Source organism: Streptomyces sp. NPDC055400, from assembly GCF_053644375.1.
In genome coordinates, this window is sequence record NZ_JBSHLM010000012.1 from 283,931 (window position 1) to 302,662 (window position 18,732).

Annotated in this window: 15 protein-coding genes; 12 read left to right on the forward strand and 3 right to left on the reverse strand. The window is 71.0% G+C overall.

Annotated features, from left to right (window positions below):
• Positions 1 to 20: 20 nt before the first annotated feature.
• The 6 genes from ACWIGU_RS29920 (at position 21) to ACWIGU_RS29945 (ending at position 8,049) form a co-directional block, all read left to right on the forward strand.
• On the forward strand, positions 21 to 194 hold the full coding sequence (locus ACWIGU_RS29920) for a hypothetical protein (RefSeq protein ID WP_453722561.1): 174 nt from the start codon (positions 21 to 23) through the stop codon (positions 192 to 194).
• Positions 195 to 248: 54 nt separating this feature from the next.
• Positions 249 to 728 carry an N-acetyltransferase family protein gene (locus tag ACWIGU_RS29925; RefSeq protein WP_454404807.1) on the forward strand — a complete coding sequence of 160 codons (480 nt, stop codon included), beginning with the start codon at positions 249 to 251 and terminating at the stop codon, positions 726 to 728.
• A 246-nt stretch (positions 729 to 974) separates the two neighbouring features.
• A complete protein-coding gene (locus tag ACWIGU_RS29930) occupies positions 975 to 3,335 on the forward strand; it encodes an alpha-L-fucosidase (RefSeq protein WP_454404808.1) in 2,361 nt (786 codons plus the stop codon).
• Positions 3,336 to 3,514: 179 nt separating this feature from the next.
• Positions 3,515 to 5,398 (forward strand): family 20 glycosylhydrolase, encoded by a 1,884-nt coding sequence (locus ACWIGU_RS29935; protein WP_454404809.1) that lies wholly within the window; start codon positions 3,515 to 3,517, stop codon positions 5,396 to 5,398.
• Positions 5,399 to 5,431: 33 nt separating this feature from the next.
• Entirely contained in the window at positions 5,432 to 6,997 is a 1,566-nt protein-coding gene (locus ACWIGU_RS29940; protein WP_454404810.1) for an alpha-L-fucosidase, read from the forward strand.
• Positions 6,998 to 7,095: 98 nt separating this feature from the next.
• The gene (locus ACWIGU_RS29945) at positions 7,096 to 8,049 is read left to right on the forward strand and encodes a formylglycine-generating enzyme family protein (RefSeq protein ID WP_454404811.1); all 954 of its coding nucleotides are present in this window, start codon (positions 7,096 to 7,098) and stop codon (positions 8,047 to 8,049) included.
• Positions 8,050 to 8,056: 7 nt separating this feature from the next.
• Here the strand turns inward: ACWIGU_RS29945 and ACWIGU_RS29950 are convergent, their stop codons facing one another.
• Together ACWIGU_RS29950 and ACWIGU_RS29955 are read right to left on the reverse strand one after the other, a co-directional pair.
• A complete protein-coding gene (locus ACWIGU_RS29950) occupies positions 8,057 to 9,709 on the reverse strand; it encodes an amidohydrolase (RefSeq protein WP_454404812.1) in 1,653 nt (550 codons plus the stop codon).
• Positions 9,710 to 9,754: 45 nt separating this feature from the next.
• Entirely contained in the window at positions 9,755 to 11,233 is a 1,479-nt protein-coding gene (locus ACWIGU_RS29955; protein ID WP_454404813.1) for an APC family permease, read from the reverse strand.
• A 117-nt stretch (positions 11,234 to 11,350) separates the two neighbouring features.
• Between ACWIGU_RS29955 and ACWIGU_RS29960 the strand changes: the two genes are divergently transcribed.
• The gene (locus ACWIGU_RS29960; protein WP_454404814.1) at positions 11,351 to 12,043 is read left to right on the forward strand and encodes a TetR/AcrR family transcriptional regulator; all 693 of its coding nucleotides are present in this window, start codon (positions 11,351 to 11,353) and stop codon (positions 12,041 to 12,043) included.
• 16 nt (positions 12,044 to 12,059) lie between these two features.
• Here ACWIGU_RS29960 and ACWIGU_RS29965 read toward each other — a convergent pair whose 3' ends face one another.
• Positions 12,060 to 12,770 (reverse strand): FadR/GntR family transcriptional regulator, encoded by a 711-nt coding sequence (locus tag ACWIGU_RS29965; RefSeq protein WP_355896500.1) that lies wholly within the window; start codon positions 12,768 to 12,770, stop codon positions 12,060 to 12,062.
• A 179-nt stretch (positions 12,771 to 12,949) separates the two neighbouring features.
• Here ACWIGU_RS29965 and ACWIGU_RS29970 point away from each other — a divergent pair, with 179 nt between their 5' ends.
• From ACWIGU_RS29970 to ACWIGU_RS29990, 5 genes are read left to right on the forward strand one after another with little or no spacing between them, the layout of a single operon-like run.
• On the forward strand, positions 12,950 to 14,026 hold the full coding sequence (locus ACWIGU_RS29970) for a sugar ABC transporter substrate-binding protein (protein WP_454404815.1): 1,077 nt from the start codon (positions 12,950 to 12,952) through the stop codon (positions 14,024 to 14,026).
• A complete protein-coding gene (locus ACWIGU_RS29975) occupies positions 14,023 to 15,552 on the forward strand; it encodes a sugar ABC transporter ATP-binding protein (protein WP_454404816.1) in 1,530 nt (509 codons plus the stop codon). The genes ACWIGU_RS29970 and ACWIGU_RS29975 overlap by 4 nt, the downstream gene beginning before the upstream one ends.
• Positions 15,545 to 16,579, forward strand: a complete 1,035-nt coding sequence (locus tag ACWIGU_RS29980) for an ABC transporter permease (protein WP_454404817.1) — start codon at positions 15,545 to 15,547, stop codon at positions 16,577 to 16,579. Before ACWIGU_RS29975 ends, ACWIGU_RS29980 begins: the two co-directional genes overlap by 8 nt.
• A 27-nt stretch (positions 16,580 to 16,606) precedes the next feature.
• Entirely contained in the window at positions 16,607 to 17,962 is a 1,356-nt protein-coding gene (locus tag ACWIGU_RS29985) for an L-fuconate dehydratase (RefSeq protein ID WP_454404818.1), read from the forward strand.
• A 14-nt stretch (positions 17,963 to 17,976) separates the two neighbouring features.
• Positions 17,977 to 18,732, forward strand: coding sequence for an SDR family NAD(P)-dependent oxidoreductase (locus ACWIGU_RS29990; protein WP_454404868.1), 756 nt, complete (start codon positions 17,977 to 17,979; stop codon positions 18,730 to 18,732).

Consider the following 18,732-nt stretch of genomic DNA (forward strand, 5'->3'; position numbering starts at 1 on the left):
CGACACACAAGGAGTGCGCGGTGACACCAGAGAAGACGAATCGCGAGCAGCGCCCCCGAGAACGCACGGAGCGCACGGGGCGGCGGCCCGAGAAGCTGGGCAGCCTCGACGTGTGGGCCCGCTCGGCCCCGATCAGACTCGCGGGCTACGAGGACGACCTCGCCGAGCCCCACATCCTGCCGAGCGTGGACTGACCGGCCCCGGCCCCGGTAACCGCCTCTGACCGGCCGCGTGCCAGACTCGCGTACATGCTGATCAGAGACGCGCAGGACAAGGACTGGGCGCAGATCTGGCCGTTCTGGCGGCAGATCGTCGGATCCCGCGAGACGTACGCCTGGGACCCGGACACCCCCGAGGCGCAGGCCCGGACCCTGTGGATGGGTCCGGGCAAGCGCGTGTACGTGGCCGAGGCGGACGGCGTCGTCGTCGGCTCGGCCTACGTCGCGCCGAACTACGGCGGTCCCGCCGCCGGCATCGCGAACGCGGGCTTCATGGTCGACCCCGCCCAGGGCGGCCGCGGCATCGGCCGCGCCCTCGCCGAGCACGTACTGGAGCGCGCGAAGGCCGACGGCTACCGTGCCATGGTGTTCAACGCGGTCGTCGAGACCAACCCCGCCGTCGGCCTGTGGACCTCCCTCGGTTTCACGATTCTGGGCACGGTCCCGGACGCGTACGAGCACGCCCGGCACGGCCGGGTGGGGCTGCACATCATGTACCGCGCGCTGTGACGCGCCGGCCCCCGGCGGCGCCAGGTCCCCGGAGACCGGTTTCGCGCCTTCTTCGCACCCGCTGACAGACGGCCGTTTTCGGACATTCACTGCGGGTGCCGCCCCGGGCCCCGTGCCGATGAGCGGTCATCGGATCATTCCCTCAACTACCGCCTCTGCGCGGCCCATTGACGTGCTCGCGGACCCCCACCATCATCAGACCTCCGATGAATGCCCAGCCTTGAGCCGCATCAGGGAGTGCTGAGTATGAGTTCGTACCCAAGACGCCAGGTCCTCGGGACGGCCGCGGCCGTAGCAGCCGCGGCCGCCGTGCCGCTCGCCGCCGGACCGGCCGCCGCGTCCGACACGACGGCCACCGCCCGGACCGCGTCCGCGGACGCCGTCTGGGAGCCCGTCCCCGACCCGGTGCCCGTTCCGCTCGACGCCCTCTTCGACAACGACGGCGTCGACACCTCGGCCGCCCGCGGAGGCGACTTCGACGGCAGCGGCTACACCTTCCCCGGCGAGGAACTCCCCGCGGGGCCCGTCCAAGTCGACGGGATCGCCTACGTCTTCCCGTCGTCGGCGGCGGGCGCGAAGAACAACGTCGTGGCCATGGGCCAGCGCGTCGAGCTGCCCAAGGGCCGCTATCTGTCCGCCCTGTTCCTCACCGCGGGCAGCTACGGCAACGCCTCCGGCAGCGCGACCGTCCACTACGCCGACGGCTCCACCGCGAGCGCCGGACTCGGCGGCGCCGACTGGTACTCCTCCGGAGGCCCGCTCTCCGCCGCCTACCGCTACAAGCCCGACGGCACCAAGGACACCAACCGCGTCGGCATCGGCACCAGCGAGATCCCCCTCGACCCGCAGCGCGAGGCCGTCGCGATCACCCTGCCGAAACTCAACCCGGCCGAGGCGAACAAGACCGCCCTGCACGTCTTCGCGCTCTCGCTCCAGCCGGCCGCGCAGGGCCGGGCGCTCGCGCTGCGCGACGCGCACTCCACGTTCTCGCTCCTGGAGTCCACCGGCGCGCAGAGCGTCGAGGCGACCGTCGTGAACGCGGGCACCGTCGGCATCGTCACCGCCGACGCCCTCACCGTCAGTGTCGACGTGCCCGGCGCGCGCACCGTCGAGCCCGCCCGCGTCACCCGCCTCGCCCCCGGTGAGCAGGCCCGCGTCCGGGTCGGCATCCGTAATCGCGCGGGCACCGCGCTCGGCACCGTCCAGGACGGCAAGGTCGTCGCCACCGGGCGCGGACACCAGGCCGCGGCCAGCTCCAGGAAGCTCACGCTCGGCGTCCCCGACTACGAGCCGACCGACGCGTCGCTCTCCGGACACCAGGCCCCGTACTGGTTCCACTCCGCGAAGTTCGGCATCTTCATCCACTGGGGCGTCTACTCGGTGCCCGCGTGGGCGCCGGTCGGCAAGCAGTACGCCGAGTGGTACTGGGACCAGATGCAGGACCCGGACAACCCGACGTACGCCCACCACAAGGCCACGTACGGTGAGGACTTCGCGTACGACGACTTCATCCCGATGTTCACCGCGAAGAAGTGGGACCCGCGCGCGTGGGTCGAACTGTTCCAGGACGCGGGCGCCCAGTACCACGTCCTCACGTCCAAGCACCACGAGGGCTTCGCGCTCTGGGACACCAAGCTGTCGGACCGCAACTCCGTGAAGATGGGCCCCAAGCGGGACATCATCAAGGAGCTCTTCGACGCGTCCCGCCGCTACACCCCCGAGCTGCACCGCGGCCTGTACTTCTCGATGCCCGAGTGGTTCAACCCGGACAACCCGTGGATGGGGCACGCCCCGCGCAACCCGTACACCCTGGAGCCTGTCCCCTACACCGGCTACACGTCGGGCAAGGACTATGTGAAGGGCTTCCAGGCCCCGCAGATGCTGGAACTGATCCACGACTACGACCCGCAGCTCCTGTGGTGCGACATCGGCGGCGTCAACGACTCGCGCAACGTCCTCGCCGAGTTCTTCAACCACGGCAAGAACCGCCCGAAGCCCTACGAGGTCGCCGTCAACAACCGCTCCGGGATCGGCTTCCACGACTTCACGACGCCCGAGTACACGACGTACGACAACACCGTCGTCGCCAAGTGGGAGTCGAGCCGCGGCCTCGACCCGTACAGCTACGGCTACAACGCCGAGACGCCCGACGACCGCTACATGACGACCGAGGAGGTCGTGCACAGCCTCGTCGACATCGTGTCGAAGAACGGCAACTTCCTCCTCGACATCGGGCCGCGCGCCGACGGCACCATCCCCGAGATCATGCAGACCCGGCTGCGCGAGACGGGCCACTGGCTCAAGACCAACGGCGAGGCCGTCTACGACACCACGTACTGGTCGCGGATGGCGCAGCTCGGCGAGGACCTGCGGTTCACGGTCAGGCCGAACAAGGCGTTCTACATCCACTCGCTCGCCGAGCCGGGCGCGACGCTCACGGTCGGGGCCGCGGTGCCGGTCAGGGCCGGGGACAAGGTCACGATGCTCGGCTACGACCGGCCGCTGAACTGGCGTACCAAGGGCGGGTCGTTCGTCGTGGACGTGCCGGCGGCGGCACGCGCGGCGGGCGAGCACGTGTGGGTGTTCAAGGTGGAGTGGAGCGGCTGAGGAATGCCGGGGTGACCCGTGAGTGAGCGGCGGCGGGCGGCGGACCGGGGGCCCGCCGCCCGCTCTGCGTTCGGTAGCTCAGCCCTGCTGATTCATCCGATGAGTCTTGCGAGATGTCCAAGTGGTCGCCGGGAAAGATCCATTGACACCCCGCCGGAGGGCTTGAATCATCGGATCTCATGACGGATCTGAGCTCCAAGATCGCGCCCCGGCGCAGACACCGACTGATCGGCACCGTCGCGGCGTTCCTGCTGCTTGCGGCACCGGCCCCCCTGGCGCGGGCGGCACCCCAGGACTCCGTGCCCCGGACCCTGCCGAGCCTCACCAACTGGACGCCCGGGCAGGGCACTTACTCCTACGGTCCCGGCGCCCGCCTGGTCGCGCACGACGCTGCGTCGCGCCGCGTCGCCGCCACCCTCGCCGATGACCTGCGCGCCGCGGGCAGGGGCGCCGTGCCGGTCACCGGCGGTCCGTCCCGTACCGGCGACATCGTGGTCGATGTCGAGCCGTCACGGAGTGGATCCCTGGGCGCCGAGGGCTACGAACTCCGCGCCGCACAGCGGCTCGAGATCACCGGAGCGGCCGAGGCCGGAGCCTTCTACGGCACCCGCACCCTCCTCCAGCTCCTCGCCCAGAGCGACCGGGTGCCGGCCGGACGCACCGTCGACGTGCCCCGGTACAAGGAACGCGGCGTCGGCGTCTGTGCCTGCTACGTGCACATCTCCACGGACTGGCTGGAGAACCTGGTGCGCGACATGGCGTACCACAAGCTCAACCAGCTGCTCGTCGAGCTGAAGGTGAAGAGCGACCGGCACCCCGAGGCCAATACCTGGGGCTACTACACCAAGAGCGAGATACGCCGCCTCGTCGCGCTCGGCGACAAGTACCACGTCACCATCGTTCCGGAGATCAATTCCCCGGGGCACATGGACCCCTGGATCGAGAACCGCCCCGACCTCCAGCTCACCGACTCCGACGGCAAGCCGCAGCCGTCCCGCCTCGACATCACCGAACCCGCGGCCTTCGACTACTACAAGAGCCTCATCGACGAGTACGGCGAGGTGTTCCCCGCCAAGTGGTGGCACATGGGCGCCGACGAGTACATGCTCGGCTCGGACTTCGCCAAGTACCCGCAGATCGCCGCGTACGCGAAGAGGAAGTACGGCGAGAACGCCACGCCCCAGGACGCGTTCATCGACTTCGTCAACCGCGTCGACGCGTACGCCGCGCGCAAGGGCAAGCGGCTGCGTATCTGGAACGACGGCCTGACCGGCGCCAACACCGTCCCGGTGACGGCCGGCACGACCGTCGAGCACTGGCTCGGCGTCAAGGTGAAGCCCAGTGAGCTGATCGCGCAGGGCTACCCCGTGATGAACGCCGCCTACGCCCTCTATCTCGTGCGCGGCGGCTTCCACACCGACACGCAGAAGCTCTACGACGAGCAGTGGGACCCGCGCAGCTTCGAGGGCGAGAGGCTCGCCTCGCGCGACGGCATCACCGGCGCCAAGATCAGCCTGTGGCCCGACAACGGGCGCGGCGAGACGGAGAACGAGGTCGCGCAGGCGGCCCGGTTGCCGTTGAGTCATATCGCGCAGGCGACGTGGAGCGACCCGCACCCCGACGCGACGTACGCCGGCTTCACCGCACGGGCCGAGGCCGTCGGCCGGGCACCGGGACAGCGGGATCTGATACGGCCGCCCGTCGCCGACGGCACGTACACCCTCGCCGACACTCGCCACCGCACGCAGGCGGCCGGCTTCGAGCTCACCCGCACCCCGGACGGCTATCTGACCCTCGAGTCGACCGAGACCGGCGGCTGCCTGGAGACCCGCAGCGGAAAGCTCACCCTGAACGTGCCGCTGCAGCCCGGCTCGGCGGTCACGCAGGAGACCTGCGACGCGAAGAACACCCTTCAGCGGTGGCAGCTGTCCCGCTCCGGCGGTGGCTACGTGCTCACCAACGCCATCACGCGCATGACCCTGAACGCGACATCCGACGGACGTCTCGTGCAGAACCCGCCCGACCGGCAGACCCCGACCATCTGGACGCTGACCCAGCGCTGACCGAGCGCCGCCCCGAAGGGACCCCACCCGCAGATGACCGTCAGCAGACGACTTTTCATGGGCGCCGCCGTGACCACGGCCGTGGCCGCGTCGAGCAGCTCCCTGGCCCTGGCCGCCCCGGCCGCGACCGGCGCCACGGCGGCAGAACCGCACTACCGCATCCCCATCAGCACCGCGGACTCCCCGGAGGAACTGGTCGCCAAGGCCTCACAGGTGCGCCCGACGGACCGTCAGATCGCCTGGCAGAGCCTGGAGAAGACCGCCTTCCTGCACTTCGGCGTGAACACCTTCACCGGCCTCGAATGGGGCACCGGCGACGAGGACCCCGACGTCTTCCAGCCGTCCGGACTCGACACCGACCAGTGGGCACGCGCCCTGCGCGACGGCGGCTTCAAGCTCGCCATCCTCACGGTCAAACACCACGACGGCTTCGTCCTCTACCCGTCCCGCTACACCAAGCACAGTGTCGCCTCGAGCAGTTGGCGCGACGGCCGGGGTGACGTGCTGCGCTCCTTCGCCGGCTCCATGCGCAAGTACGGGATCAAGGTCGGCGTCTACATCTCGCCCGCGGACGAGAACCAGTACCTCGACGGCGTCTACGCCAACGGCAGCAAGCGGTCCGCCCGCACCATCCCCACACTCGTCGACGGCGACGACCGGGCCGGTGACAGCCCGCGCACGTTCACCCTCGACGCGACCGATTACGGCGCCCACATGCTCAACCAGCTCTACGAGGTGCTCACCGAGTACGGGCCCGTCGACGAGGTGTGGTTCGACGGCGCCCAGGGCCGCATCCCGCCGGAGAAGGTCGAGACGTACGACTGGGACAGCTGGTACGCGGTGATCCGCGCGCTCGCCCCCGGCGCCACCATGGCCGTGCGCGGACCCGACGTGCGCTGGGTGGGCAACGAGGGCGGACTGGCGCGCGAGGACGAGTGGAGCGTCGTCCCGGTCAAGGACTCGGGCAACGGAAGCGTCGACTACGCCCTGCGGTACGACGCGCCGGACCAGGGCAGCCGTGACGCGCTCGCGCAGTCCCGCTCCGTGGCCCAGTACCTCCAGTGGTGGCCCGCCGAGTGCGACGTGTCCATCAGGCCGGGCTGGTTCTACCACGCGGACCAACAGCCCAAGAGCGTCGACCAGTTGGCAGACATCTGGTTCCGGTCGGTGGGCCGCAACTCCGTGCTGCTGCTCAACATCCCGCCGGACACGGACGGCCTGCTGCCCGCGGCGGACGTGGCGCGGCTCAAGGAGTTCCGCGAGCGCATCGACCGCGAACTGCCCGAGGACCTGGCGGACGGCGCCCGCGTGCGCGACGACGGCGAGGGCACCCGCACGGTCGACCTGCGCACCGCCCGGGAGGCCGACCGGATCCGGCTCTCCGAGGACATCCGGCACGGGCAGCAGGTGGAGCAGTTCGTCGTGGAGGCGAAGTCCGGCGGCGCCTGGACCGAGGTGGCGAGGGCCGGCACGATCGGCGCCAGCCGCGTCCTGGTCCTGCCGGCGCCGGTGACGGCCCGCGAGTGGCGCCTGCGGATCACGCAGACCCGCACCGGCCCGCACATCGCACGGTTCGGGCTGTACCGCTCCCGGGTCTGAGCCGGGAGCCGGGGCGTGGGGTGGCCCGCCGGGAGCGGGCCGCCCCGCGCGTGCGAGGATCGGCCGCAATCGGTCCAGCGTGTGTACGAGGCGGAACCATGACTGCGGAAGACGTGACCCCCAAGGCCTGCTGCGCCGCGCGCCGTGGAGGCGGCGGCGAGCCGCAGCCCGTGCGCCTCGCCCCGACGGCCCGTCGCTCCTCGGGAAAGGGCATGGCGACCCTGCCCGGCGGCACGTTCTGCATGGGCAACGAGGACGACCGGGCCAACCCAGGCGACGGTGAGGGACCGGTCCGCGAGGTCACCGTCAGCCCCTTCCGGATCGACGAACACGCCGTCACCAACGCCCAGTTCGCCACCTTCGTCAAGGACACCGGCTTCGTCACCGCCGCCGAGCGGTTCGGCTGGTCGTACGTCTTCGCCGGGTTCCTCGACCCCCGCCTCGCCCGCGCGACGCCCGCCCCCGCCGGCACCCCCTGGTGGCGGGGCGTCGAGGGGGCGACCTGGCGCGCCCCGGAGGGCCCCGGGTCCGGGATCGGGGACCGGTCGCGGCACCCCGTGATCCACGTCAGCTGGGACGACGCGAGCGCCTACGCCGCCTGGGCCGGCAAGCGGCTGCCCACCGAGGCCGAATGGGAGTACGCGGCCCGCGGCGGACTCGACCAGGCCCGCTACCCGTGGGGCGACGAGCTGACCCCGCGCGGCCACTGGCGCTGCAACATCTGGCAGGGCGAGTTCCCCGTCGTGAACACCGGCGAGGACGGGTACACCGGCACGGCGCCCGTCGACGCCTACCGGCCCAACGGCTACGGCCTCCACAACACCGTCGGCAACGTGTGGGAGTGGGTCGCGGACCGGTTCACCACCGACCACCCGGCGGCCCCGCTCACCGATCCGCGCGGCCCCGCCGAGGGCGACACCCGCGTGATGCGCGGCGGCTCGTACATGTGTCACGACTCGTACTGCAACCGCTACCGCGTGGCCGCGCGCACCGCCAACACACCGGACTCCAGCAGCGGGAACTGCGGATTCCGGTGTGCGGCGGACGTGTAGGAACCGGTCACTCGGCGGCGAACACCCGCTCGCCGCCCACGAACGTCTCCAGGACGCGCGTCGCGCCGATCTCTTCCGTGGGCGCCGCGAACGGGTCGCGGTCGAGGACCACCAGGTCGGCGAGGCGCCCCGCCGTGATCGAGCCGGTCACGTCGTCGAGGTGGTTCACGTACGCGCTGCCCGCCGTGTACGCCGTGAGCGCCGCGTCCAGGCCGATCCGCTGCTCCGGCAGGAACACCGGGGTGCCGGGCGCCGCGTCGGGCAGGACGCGGTTGACGGCGACATGAATGGCCTCGATCGGGTCCGGGCTGCTCACCGGCCAGTCGCTGCCCGCGGCGAGTGTCGCCCCCGCACGCTGAAGATCACCGAACGGGTACTGCCACGCGCTGCGCTCGGGGCCGAGGAACGGGATCGTCAGCTCGTCCATCTGCGGCTCGTGCGCCGCCCACAGCGCCTGCATGTTCGCCGTCGCGCCCAGCTCCCTGAACCGGCCGACGTCGTCGGGGTGCACCACCTGGAGATGGGCGAGGTGCGGGCGGGTGTCGGTGCGGCCGTTGGCGCGCCGCGCCGCCTCGACGGCGTCGAGCGCCTCGCGCACGGCCCGGTCGCCGAGGGCGTGGAAGTGCACCTGGAAGCCGCGCGCGTCCAGCTCGGTCACGTACTTCCGCAGGTCGAGCGGCGGGACGAAGCTGATGCCGCTGTTGTCGGAGGCGCAGCCGCAGCCGTCCAGGTAGGGGCCGAGGAGGGCCGCCGTGCCGTTCTCGGCCACGCCGTCCTGCATGATCTTCACCGTCGTGCAGCGCAGCCTCCCGCGCGTACCGGCCGCGCGCCGCGCCACCAGCTCGTCGATCTGCTCGGTGCCGCGTGCGCGGTCCCACCACAGCGAGCCGACGACCCGCGCGGTGAGGCGCCCGTCCCCGGCGGTCGCGAGATACGCGTCCGTGGGGTCGGTGAGGTTGGCGTGCTGGCCGAGGAGGGCGTCCTGCCACGCGGTGACGCCGAGGGAGTGCATCAGCTCCTGGGCGCGCAGCAGGCCCGTGATCCTCTGCTCCAGGGTGGCGGGCGGCAGCAGCCGTCCGATCAGGTTCGCCGCGCCCTCCTGGAGCATGCCGGTCGGCGCCCCGTCGGCGTCGCGCTCGATGCGGCCGTCGGTGGGGTCGGGGGTGCGGGGGTCGATCCCGGCGGCTTGCAGGGCACGGGAGTTGACCCAGGCGCCGTGGTGGTCACGGTTGACGAGGTAGGCCGGGCGGTCGGGCACGAGGGCGTCGAGCTCGGCGGCCGTGGGCAGGCCGCCGGGGAACGCCTCCATCGACCATCCGCCGCCGGTGATCCACTCGGTGTCGGGGTGCTCCTGCGCGTAGGCGGCGATGCGGCGCCGGTACTCGTCGAGGGTCGTCGCGCCGCTCAGGTCGCACTGGCCGAGCTCCATGCCGCCGCCGACCGGATGCGCGTGCGCGTCCTGGAACCCGGGGATGAGCAACTTGCCCTTCAGGTTCACCACTTCGGTGGCCGGGCCGATGAGTTCGCGTACCTCGTCGTGGCCCACGGCGACGATCCGCTCGCCGCGGACGGCCACCGAGGTCGCGCGCGACCGGGCGGGGGAGAGGGTGTGGACCGGGCCGCCGGTGAAGACCAGATCGGCGGGGGCGGTGTCGGGCATGAGACGTGACTCCTTGGGGTGCGGGGACGGGTCGGTTCGTGCCGGTCAGGAATGTTCGGGAGCCAGGGGGGCCGTCTCGGGCGCGGTGCCGCTGCCCGTGACGAAGTACGGGGAGCGGCGCACGTACTTGGCGTACGCGGCCATCACCAGGCCGGACGCGACGATCGCGACCGGTACCGACAGCATGAACCACCCGTTGTCCGGGCTGAGTTCGAAGCGGTCGCTCATCGTCACGTACGAGCGGGCGAGGTAGGCGCCGATCCCGAGGAGCGCGAGGCCGCTGACCCCGGGCGCCACGACCGCGCGCAGCGCCCCGGAGAGCGGACCGCGCAGGGCAGTGCGGAAACGGGCCGCGCAGGCGAGCGCCGTCAGGCCGTAGTACAGGGCGACGACCAGGCCGATGGAGTTGACGGCCGCGAGGATCATCTCGTTGAGCTTGGGGATGGCCAGCGCGAGCAGGGAGACGCCGGCGGAGATCGACATGATGAGGACCGTGCCCAGGGCCGGTGACCCGTAACGGGGCGAGATGCGGGTCCACACCGGGCCCATCGTGCCGTCGCGGCCCATCGCGAGGAGGCCGCGGGCCGTCGGGATGACGCTCGACTGGAGCGAGGCCACCGCGGAGAACATCAGCGCGAGCAGCGGAAGCGTCGCCCACGGCTCGTCGGCGAGCTTCGCGCCCAGATACGTCAGGCCCTGCGGGCCCTGGGCGACCAGCTCGGGCAGGCTCATCTCGCGCTGGAAGGCCACGGCACCGTAGAGGAACATCGCGAGCATCGTGAAGAGCGCGATGAAGCCGCCCCGGCCGGCGTCGCGCACGTTCTTCGTCTCCTCCGTGACGCTGAACGCCGCGTCCCAGCCCCAGAAGAAGAACACCGCGAGGACGAGGCCCTGCGCGAAGGCCGTGCCGTCGTGGATGGCGAGGGGGTTCAGCCAGGACCACTGGAAGGCGTGGCTGCCCGAGATCAGGGCCCAGCCGCAGAACGCCAGCAGGACCGCGTACTCGAAGACGAGCAGCCAGGTCTGGAGCCGGGTGGCCTTGCGGACGCCGGTGATCGCCGTGTATGTCACGACGGCCAGGACCACCAGGCCGACCACCGTACTGAGGGCCGTCGAGTTCGGGTCCAGCGTGAGTCCGAGGGCGTGGTGCCAGCCTGCTTTAGTCGCGAACTGGAGGAAGACCGACCCGGTCACGGCGCTGGTGTACGCCATGAAGACGACCGTGCCGATCAGGGTGACCCAGCCCGTGATGAAGCCGGGCCACGGGCCGAGCGACTTGCCGACCCACACGTAGCCGCTGCCCATGTTCGGCTCGGAGCAGTTGAGGCGGGCGTACGCGGAGGCGATGCCGAGGATCGGCAGGAACGCCACGAGGAGGGTCGCCGGGGCCTGGAGGCCCACTGTCGCGGCGAGCGCACCCATGCCGATCCCGATGCTGGTGGTGGCCGCTGTGCTGGAGGCGGCGATGGCGACGCCGTCGACGACACCGAGGGAACGGCGCAGGCCAGGGGGTTCGCTGCTCATTCGGACACTCCTGAAACCGGAGGAGGGGAGGGAGGGTGCGATCAAACAGGCCTTGTCAATGTTGCGTCAATGGTGTTGACATAAGGGGACGGAGGCGCGGACGGAAGGGGATTCGGGATGACCGAGGGGCGGATTCCGGTGGAGCGGCGGCGCCGCAAGCCGACCAAGTCGGGGGTGCTGCTCTCCGGCGACCTGATCGTCGACTGCGCGATGCGCCTGGTAGGGCAGCACGGGCCCGACGCACTCAGCGTGCGCAGGCTGGGTGCCGCGCTCGGCTGCGACCCGAGCGCCGTCTACCGCTACTTCCACAACACGGACGACCTGCTCCTCGCCGTCGCCGACCGGATCATCGGCGAGAGCATGGCCGGCTTCACGCCCGGCGACGACTGGGTCGCGGACCTGCGGAGCATGGGGCGGCGGATCCATCGCGGCTACAGCGAGCATCCGCGGATCGCCGCCATGGCCGCGTACCGGGTGACGCGCCGGATCCACGAGGTCAGGGCCGTGGAGACCGGCATCGGGCTGCTGCGGAGCGCGGGCTTCGACGACGCCATGGCCGTGCGTTACTACGCGGCGTTCGTCGACACGGCGCTCGGGCACGCGGCCCTCGACGCCGCCCACCTGGCGCTGCCGCCCGAGCGCCGGGCGCAGGACCACAGCGCCTGGACGGACACGTACCAGTCACTCCCGGCGGATACGCATCCCCAACTGGCCGCCGTACGCGGGTACTTGCCCCTGATGGCGGAGAGCTCCTTCGAGACGGCCCTCGGGCTGCTGCTCTCGGCGCTGGCGGCACAGGCGCCGCGCTGACCCTTGTGCGGGGCGGTCAGGCCGGTTCGGCGTCGAGCTGGCTGCGCATCCAGGCCTCGACCTCGCCCACATGGGCCGCCGCCGCGGCGCGTGCCGCCTCCGGGTCGCGGGCGACCAGCGCACGGTGGATCCGCGCGTGCTCGCGGCCCGTACGCTCGAACGCGCCTTCCTCCTGGTAGCCGCGCCAGACGCGCGCCCGGAACGTCCGTGAGGACAGTCCGTCCAGGATCGCCGCCATCGTGTCGTTGCCCGCGGCCGTGGCGATCGCCCGGTGGAACGCCAGGTCGTGGGAGAGGATCTCCTCGGGGTCGTCCGTCGCCGCCATCGCCGCCAAATGCAGCTCCACCTCGGCGAGTTGCTCCGCCGTGATACGGGCCGCGGCCAGCGCCGTGGCCGTCGACTCGAGCACCCGGCGCACCTCCATCAGCTCCACGAGACGGGCCCCGCGCGAGAGATCGGCGACCACGCCGAACGTCTCCAGGAGATCCCCGGCGTTCAACTGCGTGACGTAGATGCCGGATCCGTGCCGTGCCTCCAGGACGCCGAGGACGGTGAGCGCCCTGATCGCCTCGCGCATGGAGCTGCGCGAGATGCCGAGCTGGGTGGCCAGATCGCGCTCCGTGGGCAGCCGCTGACCCGGTTCGAGGAGACCCTCGCCGATCATCGCCTTGATCTGCTCGATGGCCCGCTGCGTCACGGTGCCCTTCTGCGGGGCGGTCTGTTCCACGGACGCTCCTCAATTTGCCGGGTGCGCCGCAGTCTAGCCAGAGATGTGGTCCGACCACTACGGCTTAAAACACGGAAAAGTTGACGACGAGGGGTGTTGTGGCCGCCAAGTGGTCTGATAAATATTTCCGCCATCAGGTACCAGAAGTCAGTCGATCTCGCTCGATGAGGAGCCGTCAGATGGCCGGCAGAACAGTGCGCAAGCGGAACAGGTCGCGGATCGTCGGCGTGGCGGCGGTGGCCGCTTGCGCCGCCCTGGTGCTCTCCGCGTGCGGCAGCACGAAGGACGACGTCGCCTCCGGCGGTAAGGGCGGCGGCGACGGAAAGGGCAAGGTCGGGGTCATCCTGCCCCTGCTCACCTCGCCGTTCTGGCAGTCGTACAACGACTACGTGCCGAAGATGGCGAAGTCCGAGAGCGTGGACGCGCTCAAGACCGTCAACTCCAACAGCGACCCCTCGCAGCAGATCACGGACATCAACAACCAGCTCAACCAGGGCGTCAAGGGCCTCGTCGTCGCGCCCCTCGACAGCGCCGCGATCTCCGCCGGCCTCGACCAGGCCGAACGCAAGGGCGTCCCCGTCGTCGCCGTGGACGTCGCGCCCGAGAAGGGCAAGGTCGCCATGGTCGTACGCGCCAACAACGTCGCGTACGGCGAGAAGGCCTGTGAATACCTCGGTCAGCAGGTCAAGACCGGCAAGGTCGTCCAGATCATGGGTGACCTCGCCTCCGTGAACGGCCGCGAGCGCTCGCAGGCCTTCCGCGACTGCGTCAAGAAGAAGTACCCGGACCTCAAGGTCCTGGAGATCCCCGCCAAGTGGGAGTCCGACACCGCCGCGTCCAAGCTGGACACCCTCCTCAACGCCAACCCCGACATCAAGGGCATCTACATGCAGGCGGGCGGCGTCTACCTCGCGCCCACCCTGCAGACGCTCAAGTCCAAGGGCCTGCTGAAGAAGACCGGCGAGAAGGGCCACATCACGATCGTCTCGAACGACGGCATCCCGCAGGAGTTCGCCGCGATCCGCAAGGGCCAGATCGACGCGACCGTCTCCCAGCCCGCCGACGCCTACGCCAAGTACGGCATGTACTACATCAAGGCCGCGATGCAGGGGAAGACGTTCAAGCCCGGCCCCACCGACCACGACTCGGAGATCGTCAAGCTGCCCAGCGGGATCCTCGAGGACCAGCTGCCCGCGCCGCTCGTCACCAAGGACAACGTCGACGACCCGAAGCTCTGGGGAAACACGGTCAAATGAGCACCTCGACGACAACCACGCCGGCGGTCAGGCCGCTGGTCGAGGCGTCGGGCATCGCCAAGCGGTACGGTCCCACGGTCGCCCTGCAGGACGGTCGCCTGACCGTCCTGCCCGGCGAGTCCCACGCCCTCGTGGGCCGCAACGGCGCCGGAAAGTCCACCCTGGTCACGGTCCTCACCGGCCTCCAGGCACCGGACGCCGGCACCCTCCTGTTCGACGGCGAGCCCGCGCCCCCGCTCAGCGACCGCGACGCCTGGCGCGCCAAGGTCGCCTGCGTCTACCAGAAGCCGACCGTCGTGCCCGAACTGACGGTCGCCGAGAACCTCTTCATCAACCGCCAGCCCGGCAGCCGCCGCGGCTTCTTCTCCTGGCGCAAGCTCCAGGAGGAGGCCGCGCAGGTTCTCGACACCTGGGACATCCACGTCGACCCCGACGCCCGCACCGCCGACCTCAAGGTCGAGGACCGCCAAATGGTGGAGATCGCACGGGCGTTGAGCGGCGGAGCCCGCTTCATCGTCCTCGACGAGCCCACCGCGCAGCTCGACAACCGCGAGATCGAGCGCCTCTTCACGCGCATGCGGGCCCTCCAGGAATCCGGCGTCACGTTCCTGTTCATCTCGCACCACCTCCAGGAGGTGTACGAGGTCTGCCAGACGGTCACCGTGCTGCGCGACGCCCGCTGGATCACCACGGCGCCCGTCGCGGAGCTGCCGCTCGCCGCGCTGGTGGAGGCGATGGCCGGCGAGGTCATCGCCGAGGAGCGCGCGGCCGCCCGCGCCGCCGTGGAACACGAGCCCGACGCCACCGTCCTCCTCGACGCGCGCGGCCTCACCTCGGAGGCGTACGACGACGTCGACCTGACCATCCGCAGCGGCGAGGTCGTCGGACTCGCCGGATCCAGCGGCAGCGGCAAGATCCAGCTCGCCGAGGCATTCGCCGGGCTGCACAGGCCGACCGCCGGTACGGCCCGACTCGACGGCAGGACACTGCCGTTCGGCGATGTGAGCGCGGCGCTCGCCGCGGGCGTCGGCTGCGTGCCGCGCGACCGGCACGACCAGGGCCTCGTCACCGGCATGACCATCGGCGACAACACCACCATGAGCGTCCTCGGGCGTCTGGGCCGCTACGGCTTCGTCGGCACCGACCGCAAGCGCCGCTTCGCCGTCGACCTCATCGACCGCCTCGACATCCACGCGGAGGGCCCCGACCAGCCCGTGTCCGACCTCTCCGGCGGCAACGCCCAGAAGGTCGTCATGGCCCGCGCCCTCGCCTCCGACCCCCGCCTTCTCGTCCTCATCAACCCCACCGCGGGCGTCGACGTGAAGTCCAAGGAGTCCCTGCTGTCCCGCATGGACAGCGCCCGCGAGGACGGCACCGCGGTCCTCGTCGTCTCCGACGAGCTCGACGACCTGCGCCGCTGCGACCGGGTCCTCGTCCTCTTCCACGGGAAGGTCGTCGCCGAGCACGCGGCCGGCTGGAACGACCACGAGCTGATCGCCTCCATCGAAGGAGTGGACCATGGCTGACATCAAGGCCCCGTCGGCCTCGCCGGCCACCCCCGTACGACTGCCCGGCAAAGGGTCCGCGAAGAGCGTCCTGCTGCGCCGGGCCCGTGAACTCGCCCTCGTGCCTGCCCTGTTGCTGCTCATGGTGCTCGGAGCGGTCGTCAACGACTCGTTCCTCACCGAACGCAACCTGATCTCCATCCTCGGCGCGTCCGCCGCTCTCGCGATGGTCGTGCTCGCCGAGTCGCTCGTCCTGATCACGGGCAAGTTCGACCTGTCCCTGGAGTCGGTGGTCGGCATCGCGCCCGCCGTCGGCGCCCTGCTCGTCCTGCCGGTCTCCCAGTCCGGATTCGGCACCGAGTTCCCGACCGTGCTGGCGCTGCTCGCGGTCCTCGTCGTGGGCGCGGCGATCGGGGCCTTCAACGGCATCCTCGTCGTGAAGTTCAAGCTCAACGCCTTCATCGTGACGCTGGCGATGCTGATCGTCCTGCGCGGACTGCTCGTCGGCGCGACCAAGGGCAAGACGCTGTTCGGGATGCCCGACGCGTTCTTCTCCCTAGCCACCACGACGTTCCTGCGCATCCCGATGTCGGTGTGGCTGGCCGCCGTCGCCTTCGGCGTGGTGGGCCTCATCCTGAAGTACCACCGGATCGGCCGCGCCCTGTACGCGATCGGCGGCAACGCAGACGCCGCACGCGCGGCGGGAATCCGCGTCGAGCGCGTGATGCTCGGCGTGTTCGTCGTCGCGGGCGTCCTCGCCTCGGTCGGCGGGATCATGCAGACCGGCTACGTCGGCGCGATCAGTGCCAACCAGGGCAACAACATGATCTTCACCGTGTTCGCGGCGGCGGTCATCGGCGGCATCAGCCTCGACGGCGGCAAGGGCACCATGTTCGGCGCGCTCACCGGCGTCCTGCTGCTCGGTGTCGTCCAGAACCTGCTGACCCTCGCCCAGGTTCCGTCGTTCTGGATCCAGGCCATCTACGGCGGAATCATCCTCCTGGCCCTGATGATCGCCCGCGTCACGACCGGCCGCGCCCAGGACTGACCCCCGCCTCAGCAAGAAAGGCCACCCGTGTCCCCAACTGCCGCCCGAATCATCGCGGTTGACACTTTCGACATCCGGTTCCCGACCTCCAGGGAGCTGGACGGATCCGACGCCATGAACCCGGACCCCGACTACTCCGCCGCCTACGTCGTGCTCCGCACCGACGCCGCCGACGGAGTCGAGGGGCACGGATTCACGTTCACCATCGGTCGTGGCAACGATGTCCAGGTCGCCGCGATCGACGCCCTGCGGCACCATGTCGTCGGCCGGGGGGTCGACGAACTGTGCGCCGACCCGGGGACGTTGAACCGCGACCTGATCGGTGACAGCCAGCTACGCTGGCTCGGCCCCGAGAAGGGCGTGATGCACATGGCGATCGGTGCCGTCGTCAACGCCGTGTGGGACCTGGCGGCCAAGCGCGCCCGCAAGCCACTGTGGCAGTTCCTGGCCGACGCGACGCCCGAGTGGCTCGTCTCGCAGATCGACTTCCGCTACATCGCCGACGCCCTCACGCCCGACGACGCCCTCGCGCTCCTCAGATCGGGCCGTGAGGGCGCGGCGGACCGCGAGAGCGCCCTGCGCGAGCGCGGCTTCCCCGGCTACACCACCTCACCCGGCTGGCTCGGCTACTCCGACGAGAAGCTCGGCCGGCTCGCCCGGCAGGCCGTCGCCGAGGGCTTCCGGCAGATCAAGCTGAAGGTCGGCGCCGACCTCGCCGACGACATCCGGCGCTGCCGCACCGCCCGCGCGGTGATCGGCCCGGACATCCGGATGGCGATCGACGCCAACCAGCGGTGGAACGTCGGCGAGGCCATCGAGTGGACCAGGGCGCTGGCCGAATTCGACCCGTACTGGGTGGAGGAGCCGACCAGCCCCGACGACGTCCTCGGCCACGCGGCGATCCGCAGGGCCGTGGCGCCCGTGAAGGTCGCCACCGGCGAGCACGTCCAGAACCGCGTCATCTTCAAGCAGCTCCTCCAGGCCGGCGCCATCGACATCCTCCAGATCGACGCGGCGCGCGTCGGCGGCGTCAACGAGAACCTCGCCATCCTGCTGCTCGCCGCCAAGTTCGGCGTCCCTGTGTGCCCGCACGCGGGCGGCGTCGGCCTGTGCGAACTCGTCCAGCACCTCTCGATGTTCGACTACGTCGCCGTCGCGGGCACCACGCAGGACCGCGTCATCGAGTACGTCGACCATCTGCACGGCCACTTCATCGACCCCGTCGTGATGCGCGACGGCCACTACACGGCGCCCACGGCGCCCGGTTTCTCCGCCGCGATGCGGCCCGAGTCCATCGCGGAGTACACCTACCCCGACGGCGCGTTCTGGGCCGCCGACCTCGCCCGGCAGGGCGCCACCGACCAGAAGGGTGCAGCGGCATGACCGACGCCAGCGACGTGCAGGACTTCGCGGGGCTCAAGGCCCTCGTCACCGGTGGAGCGTCCGGGATCGGCCGGGCCACCGCCGAGCTCCTCGCCGCCCGCGGCGCGAGCGTCGCCGTGCTCGACCTCGACCCGGGCGGCGTCGACAAGCCACTGCGCGGCTACACCGCCGACGTCAGCGACGACGCCTCCGTCCGCGCCGCGGTGGCCGCCGCCGTGGCGGACCTCGGCGGACTCGACGTCCTCGTCAACAACGCGGGCATCGGCGCCCAGGGCACCGTCGAGGACAACGACGACGACCAGTGGCACCGCGTCCTCGACGTCAACGTCCTCGGCATCGTCCGCACCACGCGCGCGGCCCTGCCCCACCTCAGGGACTCCGCGCACGCGGCGATCGTCAACACCTGCTCCATCGCAGCGACGGCCGGCCTCCCGCAGCGCGCCCTCTACTCGGCGTCGAAGGGCGCCGTGTACTCCCTGACGCTCGCCATGGCCGCCGACCACGTCCGCGAAGGGGTGCGCGTCAACTGCGTCAACCCGGGGACCGTGGACACCCCATGGGTCGGCCGGCTGCTGTCCGCCGCCCCCGACCCGGCCGCCGAGCGCGCGGCCCTCGCATCTCGCCAGCCCACGGGGCGTCTCGTCTCCGCCGCCGAAGTCGCGGGCGCCGTCGCGTACTTGGCGAGCCCGCTGTCCGGCGCCACCACCGGCACCGCCGTGGCCGTCGACGGCGGCATGCAGGGCCTGCGCCTGCGCCCCGCGGGCCAGTGA